Genomic DNA, 20,085 nt, shown 5'->3' on the forward strand with positions numbered 1-20,085 from the left:
GGGCCAACCCTGTCGAGACGGGGTGTTACAGCGGACGACCGATACCGTTGCAGGTGTTGGTGTCGCCGATGCGCAGCGAGCTGGTGGTGGCAACGAAGTTGTCGTAGACCGCTTTCTGCCAGGTGGTGGACAACGGAATGAACGAGTGGCTGCTGATAGCCGCGTTGTTCACGCCAGTGTAGTGACGTTTCAGGAAAGTCTGGATGCGGGTGTTGTCAGCGGTGTCTTTGTAGCACTGGCTGAAGACCAGGTTGGTGTAGCCGACGATGGGGTAGCCCGCAGTCGGGTTGGCAAACGTGGGGACCCAGTTCAACGGGTCGGTGGCGGCGGCGGAACCGACGGTCGGTGGCGCAATAGTATCGAGAGAAGCTTGAACGTTCACTTCAGTCGGCAGGAAGCCATTGACCGAGGCAACGGCGGCGGCGCTGTTGAACGCTGCGTAGTCAGGGCTGACGTAACCGATGGCACCGTTGTTATTGGTGATCGCGGTGGCGACACCTTGGCTGCCGGTTACAGCGAGGTAGCTTGAACCGACCGGAGCGCTGGTGGCTGGGTCAAAGCCGATGGCGGTGACGAAGCTGTTGCTGACATTCGGTACCGACGCGGGTTTTACCGCTTTGAGGTGGTTGGTAAAAATCTCGGTGGTCCCGCTGGTTTCCTGACGGTAGACCACTTTGATCTGCAGGTCTGGACCGGCAGCCCCGTTGAATTGCACGTTTTTCCAGTTAGTGATCTTGCCGGCGAAGATATCAGCCAACTGAGCACTGGTGAGCTGCAGCGAGGTTTTACCGTCGATGTGGTAAGGCACGGTCACCGAAGTGGCTTCAGCCGGGACTTGAACCAGCGGGCCATAGGCGGCGCGGCCTTTAACGGTATCAGCGTTGTAAGCAGCCAGTTCCGCGGCGCTCACCACCGAATCGCTACCGGCATAGTCAACGGTGATACCCGAGGCCAATTTCAGCTTGGTCGAATCGTTACCGAAGAACGCCTTCTTGCCGTCGCCGCTGCCTACACCGATGTAGGGGCTAAAACCTGGAATGCTGGCAGAGAGGATGCCGGTAGCCGTCGTCGATGTGGCAGTGCTGCCGTAGAGTTTTTCCGGCAAGGTGGCCCCGCCACCGACCACTGCGGCCATGGATTGGGCCGAAGCCAGTGCTGCAACTGCCAAAGAGGCCGCGATCATAGTGCGCTTAAACATGAAGAATCTCCTTTCGTCGTGTTTGTACGTTTGAGGTAGATGGCTCTTGCATGACGCCATGGCTTCGGTCCCAAGCCGTGTTCCGGGGGTGGCTGGGGGTGAGGCCATGGCTAGAGAATTTCGCAGCTTCCGATGACAGCTAAGGGAAAAAACCTCGGGAGGAAGGGCTTGATTTTTAAAAAGATTCTCGGGTGTTTTGGTCATGGTTTTGAGCGGTTTGGAGGCAGGTGACAGCGCGGTTTCAGTGGGGGTTTCGTCAAGGCGGCGTAGGCTGCGGCGAGGGGCTTGGCTGTGACGAAACGATGAACCCGAGGTTGCGGGCTGGCGGTATCGGCCCACCCCAAAATCAACTGAACAGGTAGGGTCCAATGTGGGAGGGGGCTTGCCCCCGATGAGGGAGTGTCAGCCAAAGATGCATAGATTGACCCATCGCAATCGGGGGCAAGCCCCCTCCCACATTCAGGTCACCAGTTGGTTGATCTCGATGATCGGCAACAGCACCGCCATCACGATCACCAGCACCACGGCGCCCATCACTACGATCATCAGTGGCTCGAGCAGCGCGGTCATGCCCATGGCGCGGCGTTCGATGTCCCGCGACAGGGTCTGCGCCGCGCGTTCGAGCATGGGCGGCAGTGAGCCGGTTTTTTCACCGCTGGCGATCAGGTGGATCAGCACCGGTGGGAACACCTTCTCCACCGCCAGCGCCGGAGCGAGGTTGACGCCCTCGCGCACTTTGGCGGTGGCGTCGTTGACGCACTGGCTCAGGCGCTCGTTGGACAGGGTCTGGCGCGCGGCTTCGAGGGCGCGCAACAGCGGCACGCCAGCACCGCCGAGGATCGCCAGGGTCGAGGCAAATCGGGCGGTGTTCAGGCCCAGCACAAAGCGCCCGATCAGCGGCAAGCGCAGCACGCGGCTGTGCCAGTTCAAGCGCGCCACCGGGTCGCGCAGGTACAGGCGCCAGCCCCAGAAGCTGCCGACGATCCCGGCAAAACACAGCCACCCCCAGGCGCGGATGAAGTCGCTGGCGTTGAGCATCGCCAGCGTCAGCCCCGGCAGGTCCTGGCGCGCCTGGGAGAACGCGCTGACCACCTGGGGCACTACGTAGCTGAGCAGGAAAATCACAATGCCGATGGACACCAGCCCCACCACGCCGGGGTAGATGAATGCGGTGAGGATCTTGCCGCGCAGGTTGTTGCGCTCCTCGATGTAGTCGGCCAGGCGCTCCATCACCTGAGCCAGGTCGCCGGACTCCTCCCCCGCCGCGATCAGCGCACGGTAGATCGACGGAAAGTCCCGTGGCCGTGCCGCCAGGGCATCGGCCAGGCGCATGCCGCCGCGCACATCGGCGCGCACAGCGGCCAGGGTCTGGGCGATGTGTTTTTTCTCGGCCTGTTCCACCGTCGCGCTCAGCGCCGCTTCCAACGGCAGGCTGGCGCCGAGCAGGCTCGCCAGTTGCCGCGTGGCCCAGGCCAGGTCGTTGTCCGACAGCTTGGCGCTGAACAGGCTGCTGCCGCCCGCGGCCTGTTGATTGCCTTCGACCTGCACCAGAAGCGCGGTCAGGCCACGGCTGCGCAACGCGGCAAACGCCGCGCTCTGGCTGTCCGCCTCCAGGTGCCCGGCCTCGACCTTGCCGCTGGCGTCGGCGGCTTCATAGCGATAGCGATTCATCAGGCGTCCCGTGTTACGCGCAGGATTTCTTCGGCCGCGGTGGTGCCGCTGCGCACCCAGCGCTCGCCGTCTTCACGCATGCTGAACATGCCGGCGCGGCGTGCCGCCAGACGCAGCTCCTGCTCGCCAGCGCCCTGGTGGATCAGGCTGCGCACCTCGTCGTCGACGCAGAACAATTCATGGATACCGGTACGCCCGCTGTAGCCGATCTGGTTGCACTGCGCGCAGCCCACCGGGCGCCAGGTGCCCGGCACGGCCGGGTCTGCCTGCTTGCAGTGCGGGCACAGGCGCCGCACCAGGCGCTGGGCCAACACGCCCAACAGTGAAGACGCCAGCAGGAACGGTTCGACGCCCATATCGATCAGGCGGTTGACCGCCGACACCGCATCGTTAGTGTGCAGGGTGGCGAGCACCAGGTGGCCGGTGAGCGAGGCTTGCACGGCGATCTGGGCGGTCTCCAGGTCGCGGATTTCGCCGATCATGATGATGTCCGGGTCCTGGCGCAGGATCGCACGCAAGGCCAGGCCGAAGGTCATGTCGATCTTGGCGTTGACCTGGATCTGGCTGATGCCCGGCAAGTCGTACTCCACCGGGTCTTCGACAGTGAGGATATTGCTGGTGCTCGCATCCAGCCGCGCCAGCGCGGCATAGAGGCTGGTGGTCTTGCCGCTGCCGGTGGGCCCGGTGACCAACACGATGCCGTGGGGCTGGCGGATCAGCGTGTCGAGGCGCGCCAGCAGTTGCGGCTCCATGCCCAGGGTCTCCAGTTGCAGGCGCCCGGCCTGCTTGTCCAGCAAGCGCATCACTACGCGCTCGCCATGCCCGGTGGGCACTGTCGACACGCGGATATCAATCGGCCGCCCGGCCACGCGCAGGGCGATGCGGCCGTCCTGGGGCAGGCGTTTTTCGGCGATGTCGAGCTGGGCCATGATCTTGATCCGCGACACCAGCGCGCCATGCAGCGCCTTGCGCGGCGAGACCACGTCGCGCAGGGTGCCGTCGACGCGGTAGCGCACCACGGAGTGGGTTTCGTAGGGTTCGATATGGATATCACTGGCCTCATCGCGGGCGGCCTGGGTCAGCAAGGCGTTGATCATGCGGATCACCGGCGCGCCGTCCTGGGTGTCGAGCAGGTCGGTGATCTCGGGCATGTCCTGCATCAGGCGGTCGAGGTCGACTTCGTTTTCGGCGGCACCGACCACCGCAGCGGCGCTGCCGGTGTCGGCATAGGCGCTGGCGAGCAGGCCGTCGAGTTCATCATCGCGCACCTGTTCAACGCGGCTCTGGCCGAACTGACGTTGCACTTCGCTGATCGACCAGCCGGGGGTCGACGGGCAGACCGTCAGCAGCAGGCCGGCCTCGCCGGGACGCAGGAGGATGCGTTGGGATTTGGCCCAGGCGTAGGGCAGCAGGCTCATGGGGTTGACCCTTTTGGATTGAGTACATATCCGTTGCTGCGGTAACGGCGGCTTATGGTTCCGCCCTTACGGCGGGCCGCCGCGCACTGTAAATGTGGGAGGGGGCTTGCCCCCGATAGCGGTGTGTCAGTCAATTCATCTGTAACTGAACCACCGCTATCGGGGGCAAGCCCCCTCCCACATTTTGAAGCGGTGAGTGCCCAGGAATTCTCAGTCAAATCCGACTGCACCCGTCTGGGCACTGCATTGATTGCAGCGGAGTTGTGGCACAAATCCAGGCCATGAAAAAACACCGCCCCCCCGCGTAAACACGATGCGAAGCGAGCCGCTTTTGATCTTAAACCACGCAAGCCTGCGTTCGGGCACACCGAGCCCAAGCGAGGTGCCGAGTGGTGGGGCAAGGGCCCTTTGGTTACTTTGGGGTTTTTCCAAAGTGACCCGCCGTGAGGGCGGAACCATAAGCCGCCGTTAGCGAAGCCCCGGATCTGCACTCGCTCAATATCAATCACGAGCCGGCACCGCCCTGATCACCGCCCTCGGCCCAGCCCCCGGAATCGCCTTCTCCACCGACGGCAACTGCGGTGCCTGCACATCCGGCATTGCCCAACTGCGCTCCGGCTGCAAGCCTCCCTGGGCGCGGCGCATGAACTCATAGCGGTTCAACGTGATACTGCGCCCCGCGCCACTGTCGCGAATGATGTAAGGGCGCAAAAACACCATCAGGTTGGTCTTGTTCACACTGCGCTTTTCATTGCGAAACAACGCGCCCAACCCCGGGATATCCGACAGCCACGGCACCGCGTCATTGCTCTGGCTGTAGCCGTCCTGCAACAACCCGCCGAGCACCATGATCTGCCCGTCGTCCAGCAGGATGCTGGTATCGATCGCCCGCTTGTTGGTCACCGTGCCCGCGTCCACCGACGCCCGCGCGTCCACGCTGCTGACTTCCTGGTAGATATCCAGCTTCACCGTGCCGCCTTCGGAAATCTGCGGGCGCACGTTGAGCTTGAGCCCCACTTCTTCGCGCTGCACGGTCTGGAACGGGTTGTTGCTGGTGCCGCCGCCGCCCGTCACATAGCTGCCGGTGACGAACGGAATGGTCTGCCCGACAAAAATGCTCGCGGCTTCGTTGTCCAGGGTCAGCAGGTTCGGTGTCGACAGCACGTTGGTGCCGCCCTTGCTCTTCAAGGCGCGGGCCAGCACTTTGAGGTCGAGCACCTTGCCGATCCCGGGGATGTCGACGCTGCCATCGACCAGGCCGATATTCAGGCCCTTGGGCAGCACATCGATGCTGGTCTTGCTGGTCGACGTGCCATTCACCCCGCTGCCCCCCAGGTTCACCCCGCCAAAACCGCCCTTGCCGCCGAGGTTGCCGGCCTGCCACTGCACGCCGAACTCGCTGGCGTCGTCTTCGTTGACTTCGACGATCAGGCTTTCGATCACCACCTGGGCGCGGCGCTGGTCAAGCATGTCGATCACTTCGCGCAGGTTGCGGTACAGCGGGTCCGGCGCGGAGATCAGCAAGGTGTTGGTGGTGGCGTCGGCCTGGATCGTCACGCCGCCGGCGCTGAACGCGGTGTTCTGATCGCTGGGGCTGCTGCCGGTCGCCGGTTTGTCCTGGCCATACCCGGCCTGCACGCCGCTGCCGGTGGGCGTGCCGCTGCTGTTCTGCGCGGTGCTGTTGCCCTGGGTGCTCTGGGCATTGCCGCCCATGGCACTGAGCTTGCCCCGCGCCTCGTCGCTGACGCCGGACTCGCTCTCGCCGGTGAGCAAGCCGCGCAGCGACTGCGCCAGCTTGCCGGCCTGGGCGTTGCGCAGGTAGACCACGTGCATGTTGCTCGGGTTGCTCTGGGCATTGTCGAGTTTGTAGATCAGGTTGCGCGCCAGCTCGGTGCGCTCGGGGCTGCCGGAACGGATGATGATCGAGTTGGAGCGCGGGTCACCGATCACGTTGATCTTCTGGGTCTGGTCGGCGCCCTGGGTTTCCAGGAGTTCGCTGACCATGGCGGCGATGTCCACGGCGATGCCGTTCTGCACCATCACCACGTCGGTGTCGATGGCGCTGGGGGTGTCGATGCCGTCGATGATCTGCGCCACTCGCGCAAGGTTTTCCGCGTAATCGGTGATGACGATGCTGTTGTTGCCCGGGTAGGCGTTGATCGGGTTGTTCGGCGACACGATCGGGCGCAGCACCGGGATCAGGTTCACCGCGTTTTCATATTGCAGGCGAAAGGTGCGGGTCTGCATGCCGCTGCTGCCGGCGCTGTAGATCGGCCCGCCGAGCAACTTCGCATCGGCCTCCGGCACCACCTGGGCCACGCCGCCGACGTCGACCACGCTGAAGCCCTGCATGCGCAGCGCCGCCAGCAGCATGTCGTAGGCTTGATGCGCCGGCACCTGGCCTTCGCTGACCAGGGTCAGGTTGCCTTTGACTCGAGGGTCGACCAGAAACTGCTGGCCGGTGGCACGGGACAGCGCGCGCACCACCGCCTGGATATCGGCATCGACAAAATTCAACTGCACCGGCTGATCGCCCAGCGGGTTGCGCGTCTTGACCGCAGCCGGCGCGTGGCCACGGGCGCTGTTGGTCAGCGGGTGCTGGACGCGGGGCTTGGGCGCCGGCTCGCGCTGGCGCTCCAGCACGCTCTCGCTGCTGCGCCGGGTGTCGGCCAGGGGCTGGCCGAGTTCGCTGTCCACCTGCAACGGCTTGGTCGGCGACGGGTTGTTGCTGCACGCGCTCAAGGCCAGTAACAGCAGCGGCGCGATCTTGCGAAAAGGCGCAGGGTTGGGGACTGACCACTTCATGAAGCTTCCTTAGCGCCAAGCGCCTGATCCATGCGAACGGTCCCGGACACAGTGCCGGCCGAGTTGTCGATAGCGTCCGCGCTACGCTGCAAGCGCGCCTCGGACACCTCCAGGGAAAACGAACGGGGATTGCCCAGTAACCAGTCCATCACCGCATCGGCCGGCGCGTTGTCGAAGCTCAGGCGCCAGGCGCCGGCATCCAGCGCCTGCAACTGGTAGCGACCTTGCAGGCCGGCGCTGTCCAGGGCCTGTTGCAGCGTGGCGGCATCGGCGGGCCGCGGCGCCGCGACGCCCTGCAACAGCGCGTGCAAGGTGGCGGCCTGGGTGCGCAACTTGGGGGTTTCGGCCTGCCAATACGCGATCGTCTTCAAGGGCGGCTGAATCAGCACCAGCCAGGTCAACAGACCTGCCAGCACCAGGCCGGCGCCGCTGAGCATGCGTTGTTCGCGCAGGGCCAGGCCGCTCCAGAACGCCTGGGCCTGGCTGCGTAGACGGCGCCACTTATTCATCGACGGCTCCCGGTTTTTCGGCGGTTTCCACCGGACCCAACGTCCAGCCATGCTCATCGCGGGTCGCGCTAAACCCGGCCTGGGCCAGCGCCGCTTGCCCATCGCCCGGCGCCGTCGGGCTACGGCTGTCGGCCAGCAAGCCCACGTGCAAGCGGCCCTGTTCGAAGCTCAGGTTGTCGACGTTGCCGACCATGAACGGCAGGCTGCTGCCGGCTACTTGCAGCAGGCTGCCAAAGCGCTGGGCGGGGTCGGCGGCGGCGCCGGTTTGGCGGGCGGCCAACTGTTGGCGGGCCTGCTGCAAGGGGTTGAGGATCACCGGTAATTCGGGGAAGGCCTGGCGCACCTGCTGACTCAGCAGCGCCTTGAGCTGCTGGCCTTCGCCCGCCTGGCGCGCGGCGTACAGGTTCAGGCCCAGGGTCCAGACGGCAGTGGCCAGCGCGACAGCGGCCAGCGCCCTGCCCCAGCCACCGCTCGCCGATGGGTTGAGGCGGCCGTGCAAGCCCCAGCCAGGCACGGCGCCACTCCAGCGTTGCGCCTCCGGCGCCAGCGGCACCTCCAGCCCTTGATCCAACACCTGTTGCCCGAGCGGATGCACCGCCGTTTGGTGCAGGCTATGGCGTGTCAGCAAATAACCGTCGTGCATGGCCGCGGCGCCGAGCGGCAAGGCATACGGCGCCGGGTACAGGCCGCGCAACCTGAACTGGCCCTGCGCCAACACCTGGCCCAGGCGCTCCAACCCGGCCTTGGACACCCAGGCCACCTGCACGCGCCCATCGCTGTCGCGCGGGCCGTGGGCCACCTGCATCTGCTCCACCGGCCCGAGGATCAACGCCTGTGCGGCACAGGCCACGGCGGCGGCGGTTTTGGCGGCGGCCAGCGGCGGCAGCTCGAGGCTGGTCGACAGGCTGTCGGCGGGGTGCAGAAAGCACTCCACCGACGGCTTGGACCGGCCCAACTGCAGCAGGCTTTCGCAACCCTCGCTCACCACGGCACCGCGCTCCAGCCAGGCAAATTGCACCTGGCTGTCGACCGTCAGTTGATCGAGTGGCGGCAAGCCGATCCGCAGGCGTTTCATGCGCCCACCCGCGACCAGATCACCTGGGGCCGGCGGTCTTCGGGGCGATGCAACAACGCGTCGATCGTTACCCGGCGCTGTTCACGGCGTACCTGGCCCTGCAGGCGAAACCACTCGCTGGTAATGCCCACCTGCACGCTGTCCACCGCCACTTGGGGCAGGTGCAGGCGGTTGACGAAATCGCCACGGTTGATAAACCAGCGCCCGCTGTCGCGCTCGGCCACCAATGCCTGGGCCTGGGCCAGGCTGAGTTCCGGCACCACCGCGCTGAGCACTTCGGCACTGGCGGTGTTGCCGTTGACCCAGGTATTGCCGGGCAGCACGCCGACGAAGGTCTGCAGGCGTCGTAACAACAACGGGTCGAGCCCTTCGATACCGCTCAGGTCATCCAGGCTGCGCAGCATCGGGTAGCGCGCCGGCAACAGCGTCTTGTCGGTACGTTGATCATAGGAGGCGATCACTCGCCGGCTGATACGTCGGCTCACGGCCGGGTCGATGTCGATCAGGCGGCACAGGCGCTCGAAAGCTTGCAGTTGTTCGGCGTCCAGCCGCTGGCGATTGACCAGGTTGCGCAGGTTGAACTTGCCCTGCTCGTCCTCCAGGCGCCCTTCAAACGCCCCGCCCTGGGGCCGCGCCCACGGCTGATCGAGGCGCGTCAGCACGTCCTTCTGGCGCGCCTCCCACAGCAACAGGCGGCTGTGTTCCAGGCGACCTTGCAACAGCCACTGACCCTGAATGCGCAATTGCTCGGCCTCCACGCTGCGGGTGAATACGCTCTGGCGCGTGAGCATGGCGCCGGCGATCACCGCCACCACCGCCGCGATCAGTAACGCGCTGATAATCGCCATGCCGCGCTGCTTCGCCGCTGCGGGCGAATCCCGTTTCATCGCGCGCCTTACAGCTGCCAGGAGCCGATATCGGCATTCACGCCGTCGCCATCCGGTTGGCCGTCGGCGCCCAGGGAGAACACATCGACCTCGCCGTTGGCGCCTGGGTTGAGATAGTGATAAGGACGGCCCCACGGGTCATTGGGCAGGCGGTCGAGGTAGGCGCGCCAGTTGCTGTTTTTCGCGTCCGCCGGGCGTTCCACCAGCACTTTGAGGCCCTGGTTCATCGTCGGGTAAGTGCCGTGGTCGAGGCGATAGAGTTTCAGCGCCTGCATCAACCCGCCGATGTCCTGTTTCGCCGCGGTGGCCCGCGCCTGGTCCGGGCGGTCGAGTACCTTGGGCACCACCATCGCCGCCAGAATCCCGAGAATGACCACCACCACCATGATCTCGATCAGAGTGAAGCCACGCTGGCCGCGAGGGCCTGGCAGTGGGGATGTTAGGCGTGCGATATCCATCTCGACATTCCTTGGCTTGAGTGCATTTCGGGGCGCAGTGTTGCAAGAACACATGTCAGTCGTATTGAAAATCCTCGGGAGTTTCGGTCGCCAATCGGTCAACTGCCAGCGCTAGGCTGCGCACCTGTTTCCAGGCTTTGAGAACGCCATGCGCAGGCACCGCAACGAGCGAGGTTTTACCCTGATTGAAGTGCTGGTGGCGCTGGCGATCATCGCGGTGGCCATGGCCGCGGCCGTGCGCGTGGCCGGGTTGATGACCCAGAGCAACGGCCTGTTGCGCGACAAGTCGATGGCGATGCTGGCGGCGCAAAGCCGGCTGGCGGAGTTGCAGTTGGAGGGGCGTTTGAGCAGCGGTAAGAAGACCTTCGCGTGCGATCAGGGCCGCTTGAAACTGCGTTGCGAGCAGACCCTCAGCAACAGCCCCGACAGTCAGTTGGTGCAGGTCGATGTGCAGGTGCGGGACGCCAGCCGCGAGGCGCCGCCGTTGGCGCGCCTGGCGACGACCCTGGCCAGGCCGCAGGTCAAGGCCGAGTGAGGCGTGGCAATGCGGGCGCCTGCGGCAACGTGTCGAGCTGCACGCGCACCTTCTCGCCGCCGCGCTCGATCTCGACACCGTCGCCCGCGATGGCCGTCAAGCGCACGCCGGGGCTGAGGCGCTCGCCGAGCAGAAAACTGCGCGGCGGGCCATCGTTGAGGCTGAGGATCGCCACCGCACCCCGCGCTCCGGCCAAGACCCCCGAGACCTTGACCTGCAATGCCGTCGGCGCCGTGGAAAACCACTGCAACGCCGGGTTATCGCTGCGCGCCGCCAACACCTCGGCGGCCGCCGGCGGCGTGTGGGATTCGGCGGAAGTGAGCAGCAACGGCGTCCAGACCGCCACGCCGGCCAACGCGGCAACCACGGCCAGTGCCTGCACGCCGAGGGCGGGAGAAAAACGAAGGGCAAGTGCCATGGGTGGACCTCCTGTTTGTCCGTGGCATCAGCCTACAGGCCAATTCGCACGTTTTTATTTCATAACCTCGCCAGCTTTCCAGGTGCCGCCCCATGAAACAGCAAGGTTTCACCCTGATCGAACTGATGGTGGTGCTGGTGATCATCGGCATTGCCAGCGCCGCCATCAGCCTGACCATCAAGCCCGACCCGCTGCACCTGCTGCGCAAAGATGCCGAGCGTTTGAGTCAATTGCTGCAAGTGGCCCAGGCCGAAGCCCGCGCCGATGGGCGGCCGATCACCTGGCGCGCGGACGCCAAGGGTTTCCGCTTCAACCGTCGCAGTGATGACGGCCTCGGCGTGGAGTCATTCCAGGGCGACACCCAACTGCGCCCGCGCCTATGGGAGAGCACGCCGATGCAGGTCACGATCGAGCCCCGGCAAACCTTGGTGCTCGACGCCGAATGGATCAACCCGCCGGTGCGGGTCGAACTGTCCGACGGACAACACCGCCTCAGCCTGCAACGTGATGCCGCCGGTTTGATGCGCGTGGTGAGCCAGCCATGAGTGCCTCGCAGAAAGGCTTCACGCTGATTGAGGTGATGGTGGCGATCATGCTGATGGCGCTGGTCAGCCTCATCGCCTGGCGCGGCCTCGACAGCGTGACCCGTGCGGATCAGCACTTGCAGGCCAGCACGGAACAGACCGAGGCGTTGTTGCGGGCGCTGAACCAGTTGCAGCGCGATCTCAACATGCGCGCCAGCGTGGAGCTGAGCGTGCCGGCTTCTCTGCAAGCCGATAAAACCAAGCCCAGCGGGTTGGCGGCGGTGACGGTGCGCAGTTCCGACAGCAAGGGCTTTCGCCTGGACGTGATCCGCAGCGCGCCGGTCGCGGCGGATGGGCTGCAACGGGTGCGGTGGTGGCTCAAGGGCGACAGCCTGTACCGCGCAGCCGCACCGGCGCGGGATCGCTTTCCGTTGCCGGCGGCTAAGGATGGGGTGGTGGTGTTGACCGGGGTCAGTGATCTGCAGGTGCGGGTTTGGGAGGCGGACAAGGGCTGGCGGCAGTTGAGCGGGAATCGGCGGGAAGATCCGCTGGGGCTGGAGGTGAGCCTGGTGCGGCAGACGGCGCAGGGGGTGGAGCGGTATCGGCAGGTGGTGGGGCCGCTTTGGTAGGGGTGGGTGATGGGGGCATATTCGTTTTTTCGGTAATGGTGGCGGTTGAGTACATATCCGTTTTTTCGGTAATGGCGGCTTGGGGTTTTGATGGGGGACATATCCGTTTTTTTGGTAACGGCTGCTTAGGGTTCCGCTCTTACAGCGGGTCACTTTGGAAAAGCCTGTACGGACCGGACACATGGTTGACACCTGTGCGGGGACATAGTGGACACATTATGCACCGTAGTCAGGGGTATTCACGTCGAAGGTCCGTAGGAAGTGATGGCAGAAGTAGACGTCAAACAAGCCATCGCTTTCAGCGTTAGGGCGTATTGCGATGTGCTGTCCAACCAGTCCTTTGGCGATGCTGAAGTAGCGTTTCTGAAAGCGAAACCGACTGTGATAAACCTTGGCCAACACATCATCCGGGCCATATTCAAAGTCTGACAGTTGCTGCGGATACGCCCAGGGGCTGCTCCGATAGCGGTCCATAGGCACCTTGTAGCCCAGCGCCTGATGCGGGCGTTGTAGGTTATAAACCTCACGCCATTGATCAAAAGCCGATTGAGCGTCCATCAGTGTGGAAAAGTGACGTCCATTGAGCACTTCTGCTTTGAGTGAACGATGGAAACGCTCGAGCTTTCCATTGGTTTGAGGGTGTCGAGGACGGCTAAAGCTGATCCGAATTCCCAGTCGAATCAGCCAGATACTCAGCTCTGTAATTTCTCCTGGATTGCGTGGCGAACCCCAGGGCGGGCCGTTATCAACGTTGATACGAGCCGGCAAGCCATAGCGCTGGAAAACCTCAATCATCTTCTCCTTCACCGTGGCTCCCCGTTCGTTGTCACAAGCCTGAATGGCCAGGCTGAACCGAGAGTGGTCGTCCAGCAGGGTCAGGGGGTGGCACCGACCTTGTTGCAGCGCGAAATGCCCTTTGAAATCCATCTGCCAAAGATCATTAGGCGCGTCGTGTTCAAACCGCAGCGTCGCCGCTTGTTCTTTCTGAGACGGTTGAATCAGGCCATGCCGGCGCAAGACATTGGTAACGGTACTTGGAGCGATACGCCTTTCCAACAGGCTGCTAATGGTGCGTCCGCCCCATGCTGGATGGGCCTGCCTAAGGGCGATGACTTGTGCTTCCAAAGCGGCCGGGGTCAGTTTGGGGCTGGTCGCTGGTCTGCGGGATTTTTCTTGCAGACCAGACTGGCCCTGCGCTTCGTAGCGTTCGATCCACTTGTACGCTGTTTGCGGGCTGATACTGAATCGTCGGCACAGCTCACGTTTATTGCTGCCGGGTTGCCGTGCTAAGGCAACAAATTCTTCTTTCAGGCTCATGGTGTCTCTCGTAGTCCAAGGCATGATGGTTTTCCGGCGAAATTAGCTCGCTGGAAAGTGTCCACCATGTCCCCGCACACCCGTCAACCATGTGTCCGGTCCGTACAGGCTTTTTGTACGGACCGGAACCATAAGCCGCCGTAACCTAAATAACGGATATGTACTCAATCCAACCCAATCCAAAAAAAATGCCCGGTCAACCTAACTCAACAACACCACCCCCCCCGGCAATTCCGTACACTTCGCCCCATACGCATCACGAATCAACAACGCCACCCCCGCCAACTGCTGCAAACTGAACCGCGCCTGCACCCGGCGCTGGCCCAGTTGTTTGTTCAATAACACCAACATCCCCGGCCGGTAGCGATTGATCTCGTCCACCACCGTCGCCAGCGTCGCGTTGTTGAACACCAGCACCTGCTCGCGCCAAGCCACCACCGCCTGGGCGTCCACCGTCTCCACCGCGCCGATCCCGGCGGCGCCATAGGTGAGTTGCCGGCCACTCTCCATGTGTACAGTGCGTCCGGCGACATCCACCGACAGCCACCCTTCGATACAGGTGACGCACACGTTGCGATCGGTATGCCGCACATTGAACCGCGCCTGCGCCGCACTGACCCAGCCAGCGCCGGCCTGGACCTTGAGCGGCTGGGCCACATGGGCGAGCACTTCGACTTCGCCTTCGAGCAATTCGATCCCCTGCCCCACCCGGCTGATGCGCGTCTGGGTATTGAGTTCCAGGCTCACGCCGTCGCTCAACAGTACCTGGCGCTGCTCGCCGACCGCAGTGCGATAGTCCGCGGTCAAGCCGGCCAGCCCACCCGGGGCGCCGACGCCCACCATCACCAACGCCGCCGACGCCGCTATTGCGCCGCCGAGGAAGGCTCGCCGGCCAAAATGGCGCGGGGGCTGCGCCTGTTCAGCCGCTGTGCCCACTTGCCGCCATAACGTCTTGGCCTGCTCGAACGCCTGGGCATGCTCCGGGCTCTGGGCGCACCACGCTTTCAGGGCCTTGGCATCGGCTACGGTGGCCCGACCCGAGGTCAGCAGAAGCAGCCAGTCGCGGGCTTCATCGTGCAATGGGCTGGCGGGGGTTGCCCGGGCGGTGGAGAGGCTAAAAATGTTCAAGCGCGCAAATACTCACGGATTTATCAGGGACTCAACACTAAGACGGTTTTCCGGCCCCGGGACCGAACCGCTGGATCACTTTTCTTTCCAGGCGCTTGGCACAGTGGCCCAGGGCGGCCTTGATTTCCTTTTCGACCATGCGCGTGGAAATGCCGAAACGTTGGGAGATTTCCAGGTGCGGCGCTTCTTCCAGGCGCGCGGCGATGAGGATCTTGCGACGGCGCGCCGGCAGTTCGTAGAGCGCCTTGACCAGGGACTGGATTTCTTTCTGCCCGCCCACTACCCGCGAGGGGTCCTGGGCTTCGTCGGCGCTTTGCAGCAGCTCTTCGACTTCGCTGCCGGTCAACAGCCGGGCGTCGGCTTCGCGGCGATCGGCGGCGATGTTCAAGGCCATGCGGTACAGGTAGGCATTGGGCTGCGCCAGGTTCGGCGGCATGTCCATGCGATCGACGCGCAGGTAGGTTTCGTGCAGCACATCGTTGGCCAGGTCCTCTGAGCCCAGGCGCTTGCGCAGACGCACCTTGAACTCCTCGTAGGACGCCAGGAACAGGCTGACCATCGTGCTGTGCCCGGAATCTTTCATCCGCCCCAGGCTCCTTTCCCTGCTGTGCATTCCATGCGCGTTCCTGTTGTGTCGGGCATCAAAAGTAAAGTCACCGGCTGGCGCAGCGAGCTCGGCGCCGGGCGTTCGACCCGGGCAGCGCCCAGGCTGCGCACCAGGGCTTCATCGCGTTGTTCATCGCCGGTGGAACTGACCAACCGGCTGTATTCGATCAACCCCTGAGGGCTGACCCAGACCTGCACCAGCGCTCTGAAGCTGCCGGGGTGGGTCAACGGCGAACGGCACAGGCTGGTTTCGATCGCCTGTTGCAACGCCGCGGCATAGCTGTTGTTGATCCGTGCTGCGTTGCGTGCCGATGCACCACGGGCGGCAGGGGGTTGGCTGACCTCGGGCAGTTGCAAGGTGAACGCGTCACTGCGTGCATAGCGCGCCATCAGGCCACTCCCCGTCAGCAACATCGCCAAAGCCTCCTGCGCCGTGAAGCGCCCGCGCACGCTGATGGAGCGCCGGCCCCGCGTCAGTTCACGGTCGACCAGCACCGCCATGCCGGTGGCGCGGCTGTACGCTTGCAGTGCGTGTTCCAGATCTTGTGCCGGCAGGTCCAGTATCAACAGCGGCGGCTCTGCCCTCGCCGGGGTACCCAGCGCCAGCAGCAACAGCAAGGCCAGGGCACCGATGGCGCGCCGCAAGCCCCACTGTTCACCCCCCGCTCTGCATCGCTGCACGGCCGACGTGTCCTTGAAAACCGTCATCCTGAGGCCAGTTTATGAACCTGATGTTACGGTGATAGCAAAAAAAACATCACGGTGATGGGAAACCCGCTGCACTACACTTTCAAGCCTTATCGGCCCAATTCCCCAGGCCCGCCAGGAGGCCCCATGAAGCGACTCCCCACCCTCGCCAGCCTGTTGCTGTGTACCGCGCTGCCCCTGCTCGCCCACGCCGAAACCGCCGCCAAAGGCTGCACCGAGGTGACGGTGGATGGCTATAAGGCTCCTGACTATGGCTGCCTGGGCCAGCAGATGGGCAACAACGCGGACGCGGCCAAGGCGGCGCAGAAAAACCGCGAGGCGCAGAACGTACCGGTGCAGAAGCGGCCGCCGAATCAGGTGGGACTGTCCACCCCGGCGGCGACCAGCATTCGCATGGGCAATACGTTCGGGACGTCGGTCAAACCGCAGCGGCCTTGAACCTCTGACAGGCCATCAAGGCTGAACCGCTCAACCGAGCACGCCCATACAATTCGCTTGGCTGCCCTACCCCCTAATCTCCTGACTTTCCAAAAAGGCGGGAGAGTAGGCATGTACAAAAAAGTGAGAACGGTATCGCTGGCATTGACGCTGTTGACCGGCGCCATGATGAACTGCGCCTTTGCGGCGACGCCAGCGGTCGCCGTGGCACCGCAATATGACACGAGCCATGTGTACGTCGCCCCGGCCGATGTGGACCGTTTCACCCAGAGCTTCCTCGCCACTTTCGGCGGCAGGAGCACGCCCCAGGTGGTGGTGAATGTGCTGCCGGTGCCCAGCAGCACCACCTCGCAGTTGCTGCAGACGCCAGCAGGCACGGTGTCGCTGTTTGGCTTCACCACCCCCATCCCGCATCCGTTCGGCCAGGAGCGCAACGGCTATCTGGTCAAGGACATGGACGCAGCGCTCAAAGCCGCCCGGGACAACGGTGCGGCGGTGATCGTCAGCGATTTTCCCGACCCGATTGGCCGGGACGCGGTGATCCAATGGCCAGGTGGTGTGAACATGCAACTCTACTGGCACACCAAGACCCCAGACTACGCGGCGTTCCAGACCCTACCGGAAAACCGCGTTTACCTCTCCGCCGATCGGGCCGACACGTTCATCCGGTCGTTCCTGGGCTTCTCCCATGGCAAGGTGTTGGCCGATGACAAGCACGCATCCGCGGTCGACGTGGGCCAGGTCAGCGGCACCTACCGGCGCGTCGAGATCGAATCGCCGTTCGGACGCATGACGGTGCTGGTCACTAACGGCCAACTGCCCTACCCGTTTGGGCATGAAACCACCGGCTACCAAGTGGCGGACCTGACCGCCACGCTCGGTAAAGCCACCGGCTCGGGTGCCAAAGTGCTGGTGCCGGCCTTCACCAGTAAAAACCGGCGCAGCGCGCTGGTTGAATTCCCGGGCGGCTATATCGCGGAAATTCACCAGCTCAATACGGTGCACTGAGCCCATGCCAATGACTCGACGCACCGGCTGGGGCCTGGCTGTGCTGTGGCCGCTGCTCGCCAGCAGTGGCCATGCAGACGAGTTGGCCACGCGACCGGCGATCAAGACCAACCGCTGGCAGGAAGACTGGTCCGTACTCAGCGATCCGGCGCTGCGCACGCAGCCACTGGACAGCTTGAAGTACCTCCCGCTGTCCAGCGCCAACCCATTCACCTACCTGTCCCTCGGCGCAACATTGCGCGAGCGCTTCGAGATGAACGATGCCAGCGGTTTTGGCGTACACAACGTGGCCCGTGATAGCTACTTGCTCCAACGCTTCCAGGTCCATGCTGACCTGCACTTGAATGAAAACTGGCGTGTGTTCACCCAACTCGAAGATGTGCGGGCCTACGACAAGACCACGATCGGCGGCGCCGATCAGAACCGCGTGGACCTGCGCCTGGCCTTCGCCGAATACATCAACACCTTCGACGCCGGCACCTTCAAGAGCCGTATCGGCCGCCAGGACTTTGCCTTTGACTTGCAGCGTTTCATCTCGTCGCGGGACGGCCCGAATGTGCGGCAATCCTTTGATGCGCTGTGGGCCGACTGGGAGACCCGTCAGTGGCGCTTTATCGGCATCGCCAGCCAGCCGGTGCAGTATCAGGACGGGCGGCACTTCGACGACACATCCAACAGCGATGCGCGCTTTCATATGCTGCGAGTCGAGCGACTGGTAGGCGGCAAGAATGAACTGTCAGCCTACTACGGCGTGTATGAGCGCAGCGCCGCGCACTATCTGGATGCGGACGGCGATGAAACCCGGCATTTCGTCGACGCACGCCTGGGCGGGGCGGCCCAGGGTTTCGACTGGGACATCGAAGCCATGCTGCAAAGCGGCTCGGTAGGCCACAAGGACATTCGCGCCTGGGCCGGCGGCAGCCGCACCGGATACACCTTCGATAGCCTGGCGTGGAAACCGCGCATCGGCCTGCAATTGGATATTGCCTCGGGCGATCGTAAAGCCGGCGACGGCACCCTCGGCACTTTCAACCCGCTGTTTCCCAACGGCTACTATTTTTCCCTGGCGGGCTATACGGGCTACAGCAACCTGATTCACGTCAAGCCCTCGATCACCGTTCAGCCTGTCGACAAGCTGAGCGTGCAGACCGCCGTCGGCCTGCTCTGGCGGCAGACCACCAGCGACGCGGTCTACACCCAGCCGAACTTGCCGGTCGCCGGCACCGCAGGCCAGGGTGATCGCTGGACCGGCGCTTACGCTCAACTGCGTACCGACTATGTATTTACGCCAAACCTCAGCGGCGCGGTTGAAGCGGTGCATTACGCAGTCGGCCGGACTTTGCGCGATGCCGGAGGCGACGACAGTAATTATTTGGGGGTAGAGCTCAAGTTCAGTTGGTGAACCCAAGCAAGCACACCCATACAAGCCCGTTGCCCGGTTTGGGGCAATAGTGATCCTGATGTTTTTCGTTCCTCAACCAAGGAGTTTTCCATGAGCACATTCGTTGCCAAAGACGGTACCCAGATCTACTTCAAGGACTGGGGCAGCGGTAAACCCGTGTTGTTCAGCCATGGCTGGCCGCTGGACGCCGACATGTGGGAATACCAGATGGAATACCTGAGCAGCCGCGGCTTTCGCACCATTGCGTTTGACCGCCGGGGTTTCGGGCGCTCGGATCAGCCGTGGAGCGGTAACGACTACAACACCTTTGCCGACGATATCGCCCAACTGATCGAACACCTGGACCTCAAGGACGTGACCCTGGTCGGCTTTTCCATGGGTGGCGGCGACGTCGCGCGTTACATCGCCCGCCACGGCAGTGCCCGTGTCGCCGGCCTGGTGCTGCTGGGCGCGGTGACGCCGCTGTTCGGTCAGAAACCGGACTACCCGCAGGGTGTGCCCACCGATGTGTTCGACGGTATCAAGGCCGGCCTGCTGAAGGATCGGGCGCAGTTCATTGCTGATTTCAACCTGCCGTTCTTCGGCATCAACAAAGGCCAGAAAGTCTCCGACGGCGTACTGACGCAAACCCTGCAGATCGCCCTGCTGGCATCGCTCAAGTCGACCGTGGATTGCGTCACCGCCTTCTCCGAGACCGACTTCCGCCCGGACATGGCCAAGATCGACGTGCCGACCCTGGTGATCCACGGCGATGGCGACCAGATCGTACCGTTCGAAACCACCGGCAAGGTAGCGGCCGAGATGATCAAGGGCGCCGAGCTGAAGGTCTACAAAGACGCGCCGCACGGGTTTGCAGTGACCCACGCCCAGGCATTGAACGAAGACCTGCTGGCGTTCCTGAACCGCTGAACCGCTTAGATCCCGCTCTCCTTATTTGGCCGGGCTTGCCCGGCCTTTTTTTGCTCAGGCAAAACGCTGACCGAGGGTGAAGCGACCCGGCCCGGCGATCAGCACGCTGGTGAAAATGATCAACAGCAGCCAGCCGAACTGCCCTTCCAGCAACGTCCACTCCGGGTGCACCACCAGCATCGCGATCAACAGCACCGCGAGGATCGGCAGGCAGGCCAGGCGCACCAGCACCCCGGCGATGATCAACAGCGGGCACAGCACTTCGGCGCCAATCGCCAGCAGCAACGTGACGTGGGCGCCGAGGTGAAACGGGTCTTCGATCAGTTTCAATTGCTCGCTGTAATTGAGCAGTTTGGGCATGCCATGCACCCAACACAGAAACAGTGCGCCGCTGACCCGCAGAAACAGCAGACCCACATCCTGATTTCTTGATTCGTTCATA

At 63.7% G+C, this 20,085-nt stretch carries 21 protein-coding genes; 7 read left to right on the forward strand and 14 right to left on the reverse strand.

What is annotated here, in order from left to right:
- Positions 1 to 25: 25 nt before the first annotated feature.
- From ACP7E3_RS05350 to gspG, 8 genes are all read right to left on the reverse strand, one after another.
- Complete coding sequence (locus ACP7E3_RS05350) at positions 26 to 1,198, reverse strand: substrate-binding domain-containing protein (protein WP_046383046.1); 1,173 nt, start codon at positions 1,196 to 1,198, stop codon at positions 26 to 28.
- Positions 1,199 to 1,657: 459 nt separating this feature from the next.
- Positions 1,658 to 2,869 (reverse strand): type II secretion system inner membrane protein GspF, encoded by a 1,212-nt coding sequence (gspF, locus tag ACP7E3_RS05355; protein ID WP_017849141.1) that lies wholly within the window; start codon positions 2,867 to 2,869, stop codon positions 1,658 to 1,660.
- The gene (gene gspE, locus ACP7E3_RS05360; protein WP_177030137.1) at positions 2,869 to 4,287 is read right to left on the reverse strand and encodes a type II secretion system ATPase GspE; all 1,419 of its coding nucleotides are present in this window, start codon (positions 4,285 to 4,287) and stop codon (positions 2,869 to 2,871) included. Before gspE ends, gspF begins: the two co-directional genes overlap by 1 nt.
- Positions 4,288 to 4,788: 501 nt before the next feature.
- The gene (gene gspD / locus ACP7E3_RS05365; RefSeq protein ID WP_126588325.1) at positions 4,789 to 7,092 is read right to left on the reverse strand and encodes a type II secretion system secretin GspD; all 2,304 of its coding nucleotides are present in this window, start codon (positions 7,090 to 7,092) and stop codon (positions 4,789 to 4,791) included.
- On the reverse strand, positions 7,089 to 7,601 hold the full coding sequence (gspM, locus tag ACP7E3_RS05370; RefSeq protein WP_017849138.1) for a type II secretion system protein GspM: 513 nt from the start codon (positions 7,599 to 7,601) through the stop codon (positions 7,089 to 7,091). The genes gspD and gspM overlap by 4 nt, the downstream gene beginning before the upstream one ends.
- Positions 7,594 to 8,676, reverse strand: coding sequence for a type II secretion system protein GspL (gspL, locus tag ACP7E3_RS05375; RefSeq protein ID WP_426122494.1), 1,083 nt, complete (start codon positions 8,674 to 8,676; stop codon positions 7,594 to 7,596). The genes gspM and gspL overlap by 8 nt, the downstream gene beginning before the upstream one ends.
- Entirely contained in the window at positions 8,673 to 9,563 is an 891-nt protein-coding gene (gspK, locus tag ACP7E3_RS05380) for a type II secretion system minor pseudopilin GspK (protein WP_017849136.1), read from the reverse strand. The genes gspL and gspK overlap by 4 nt, the downstream gene beginning before the upstream one ends.
- An 8-nt stretch (positions 9,564 to 9,571) precedes the next feature.
- Entirely contained in the window at positions 9,572 to 10,021 is a 450-nt protein-coding gene (gspG, locus tag ACP7E3_RS05385) for a type II secretion system major pseudopilin GspG (protein ID WP_057004376.1), read from the reverse strand.
- A gap of 148 nt (positions 10,022 to 10,169) precedes the next feature.
- On the opposite strand from gspG, the gene gspI reads away from it, so the two are divergent.
- Entirely contained in the window at positions 10,170 to 10,556 is a 387-nt protein-coding gene (gene gspI, locus ACP7E3_RS05390) for a type II secretion system minor pseudopilin GspI (RefSeq protein ID WP_017849134.1), read from the forward strand.
- Here gspI and ACP7E3_RS05395 read toward each other — a convergent pair.
- A complete protein-coding gene (locus ACP7E3_RS05395; RefSeq protein WP_079444148.1) occupies positions 10,543 to 10,974 on the reverse strand; it encodes a type II secretion system protein N in 432 nt (143 codons plus the stop codon). The two genes, gspI and ACP7E3_RS05395, sit on opposite strands and share 14 nt — an antisense overlap.
- A 92-nt stretch (positions 10,975 to 11,066) precedes the next feature.
- Between ACP7E3_RS05395 and gspH the strand changes: the two genes are divergently transcribed.
- The gene (gene gspH, locus ACP7E3_RS05400; protein ID WP_046383040.1) at positions 11,067 to 11,519 is read left to right on the forward strand and encodes a type II secretion system minor pseudopilin GspH; all 453 of its coding nucleotides are present in this window, start codon (positions 11,067 to 11,069) and stop codon (positions 11,517 to 11,519) included.
- Positions 11,516 to 12,127, forward strand: a complete 612-nt coding sequence (locus ACP7E3_RS05405) for a type II secretion system protein GspJ (RefSeq protein WP_046383039.1) — start codon at positions 11,516 to 11,518, stop codon at positions 12,125 to 12,127. Before gspH ends, ACP7E3_RS05405 begins: the two co-directional genes overlap by 4 nt.
- A gap of 216 nt (positions 12,128 to 12,343) precedes the next feature.
- On the opposite strand, the gene ACP7E3_RS05410 is transcribed toward ACP7E3_RS05405, so the two are convergent.
- From ACP7E3_RS05410 to ACP7E3_RS05425, 4 genes are all read right to left on the reverse strand, one after another.
- Entirely contained in the window at positions 12,344 to 13,468 is a 1,125-nt protein-coding gene (locus ACP7E3_RS05410; protein ID WP_032804350.1) for an IS481 family transposase, read from the reverse strand.
- A gap of 177 nt (positions 13,469 to 13,645) precedes the next feature.
- Positions 13,646 to 14,572, reverse strand: coding sequence for a FecR family protein (locus ACP7E3_RS05415; protein ID WP_057004378.1), 927 nt, complete (start codon positions 14,570 to 14,572; stop codon positions 13,646 to 13,648).
- A 37-nt stretch (positions 14,573 to 14,609) separates the two neighbouring features.
- Complete coding sequence (locus ACP7E3_RS05420) at positions 14,610 to 15,155, reverse strand: RNA polymerase sigma factor (RefSeq protein WP_017846682.1); 546 nt, start codon at positions 15,153 to 15,155, stop codon at positions 14,610 to 14,612.
- Positions 15,152 to 15,796, reverse strand: a complete 645-nt coding sequence (locus tag ACP7E3_RS05425) for a secretin and TonB N-terminal domain-containing protein (protein ID WP_126588347.1) — start codon at positions 15,794 to 15,796, stop codon at positions 15,152 to 15,154. The genes ACP7E3_RS05420 and ACP7E3_RS05425 overlap by 4 nt, the downstream gene beginning before the upstream one ends.
- 216 nt (positions 15,797 to 16,012) lie before the next feature.
- Here ACP7E3_RS05425 and ACP7E3_RS05430 point away from each other — a divergent pair, with 216 nt between their 5' ends.
- The 4 genes from ACP7E3_RS05430 to ACP7E3_RS05445 all read left to right on the forward strand — a co-directional run bounded on the left by ACP7E3_RS05430 (position 16,013) and on the right by ACP7E3_RS05445 (position 19,643).
- Entirely contained in the window at positions 16,013 to 16,324 is a 312-nt protein-coding gene (locus tag ACP7E3_RS05430; RefSeq protein WP_046383038.1) for a hypothetical protein, read from the forward strand.
- Positions 16,325 to 16,435: 111 nt separating this feature from the next.
- Positions 16,436 to 17,332 (forward strand): hypothetical protein, encoded by an 897-nt coding sequence (locus ACP7E3_RS05435; protein ID WP_057004379.1) that lies wholly within the window; start codon positions 16,436 to 16,438, stop codon positions 17,330 to 17,332.
- Between the two features lie 10 nt (positions 17,333 to 17,342).
- Positions 17,343 to 18,734, forward strand: a complete 1,392-nt coding sequence (locus ACP7E3_RS05440; RefSeq protein ID WP_026139986.1) for an alginate export family protein — start codon at positions 17,343 to 17,345, stop codon at positions 18,732 to 18,734.
- A 90-nt stretch (positions 18,735 to 18,824) separates the two neighbouring features.
- Complete coding sequence (locus ACP7E3_RS05445; RefSeq protein ID WP_046383035.1) at positions 18,825 to 19,643, forward strand: alpha/beta fold hydrolase; 819 nt, start codon at positions 18,825 to 18,827, stop codon at positions 19,641 to 19,643.
- Between the two features lie 54 nt (positions 19,644 to 19,697).
- On the opposite strand, the gene ACP7E3_RS05450 is transcribed toward ACP7E3_RS05445, so the two are convergent.
- Positions 19,698 to 20,084, reverse strand: a complete 387-nt coding sequence (locus ACP7E3_RS05450) for a DoxX family protein (protein ID WP_026139987.1) — start codon at positions 20,082 to 20,084, stop codon at positions 19,698 to 19,700.
- Position 20,085 lies beyond the last annotated feature (1 nt).

Source organism: Pseudomonas sp. PSPC2-3, from assembly GCF_049898265.1.
Classification (GTDB): Bacteria; Pseudomonadota; Gammaproteobacteria; order Pseudomonadales; family Pseudomonadaceae; genus Aquipseudomonas; species Aquipseudomonas veronii.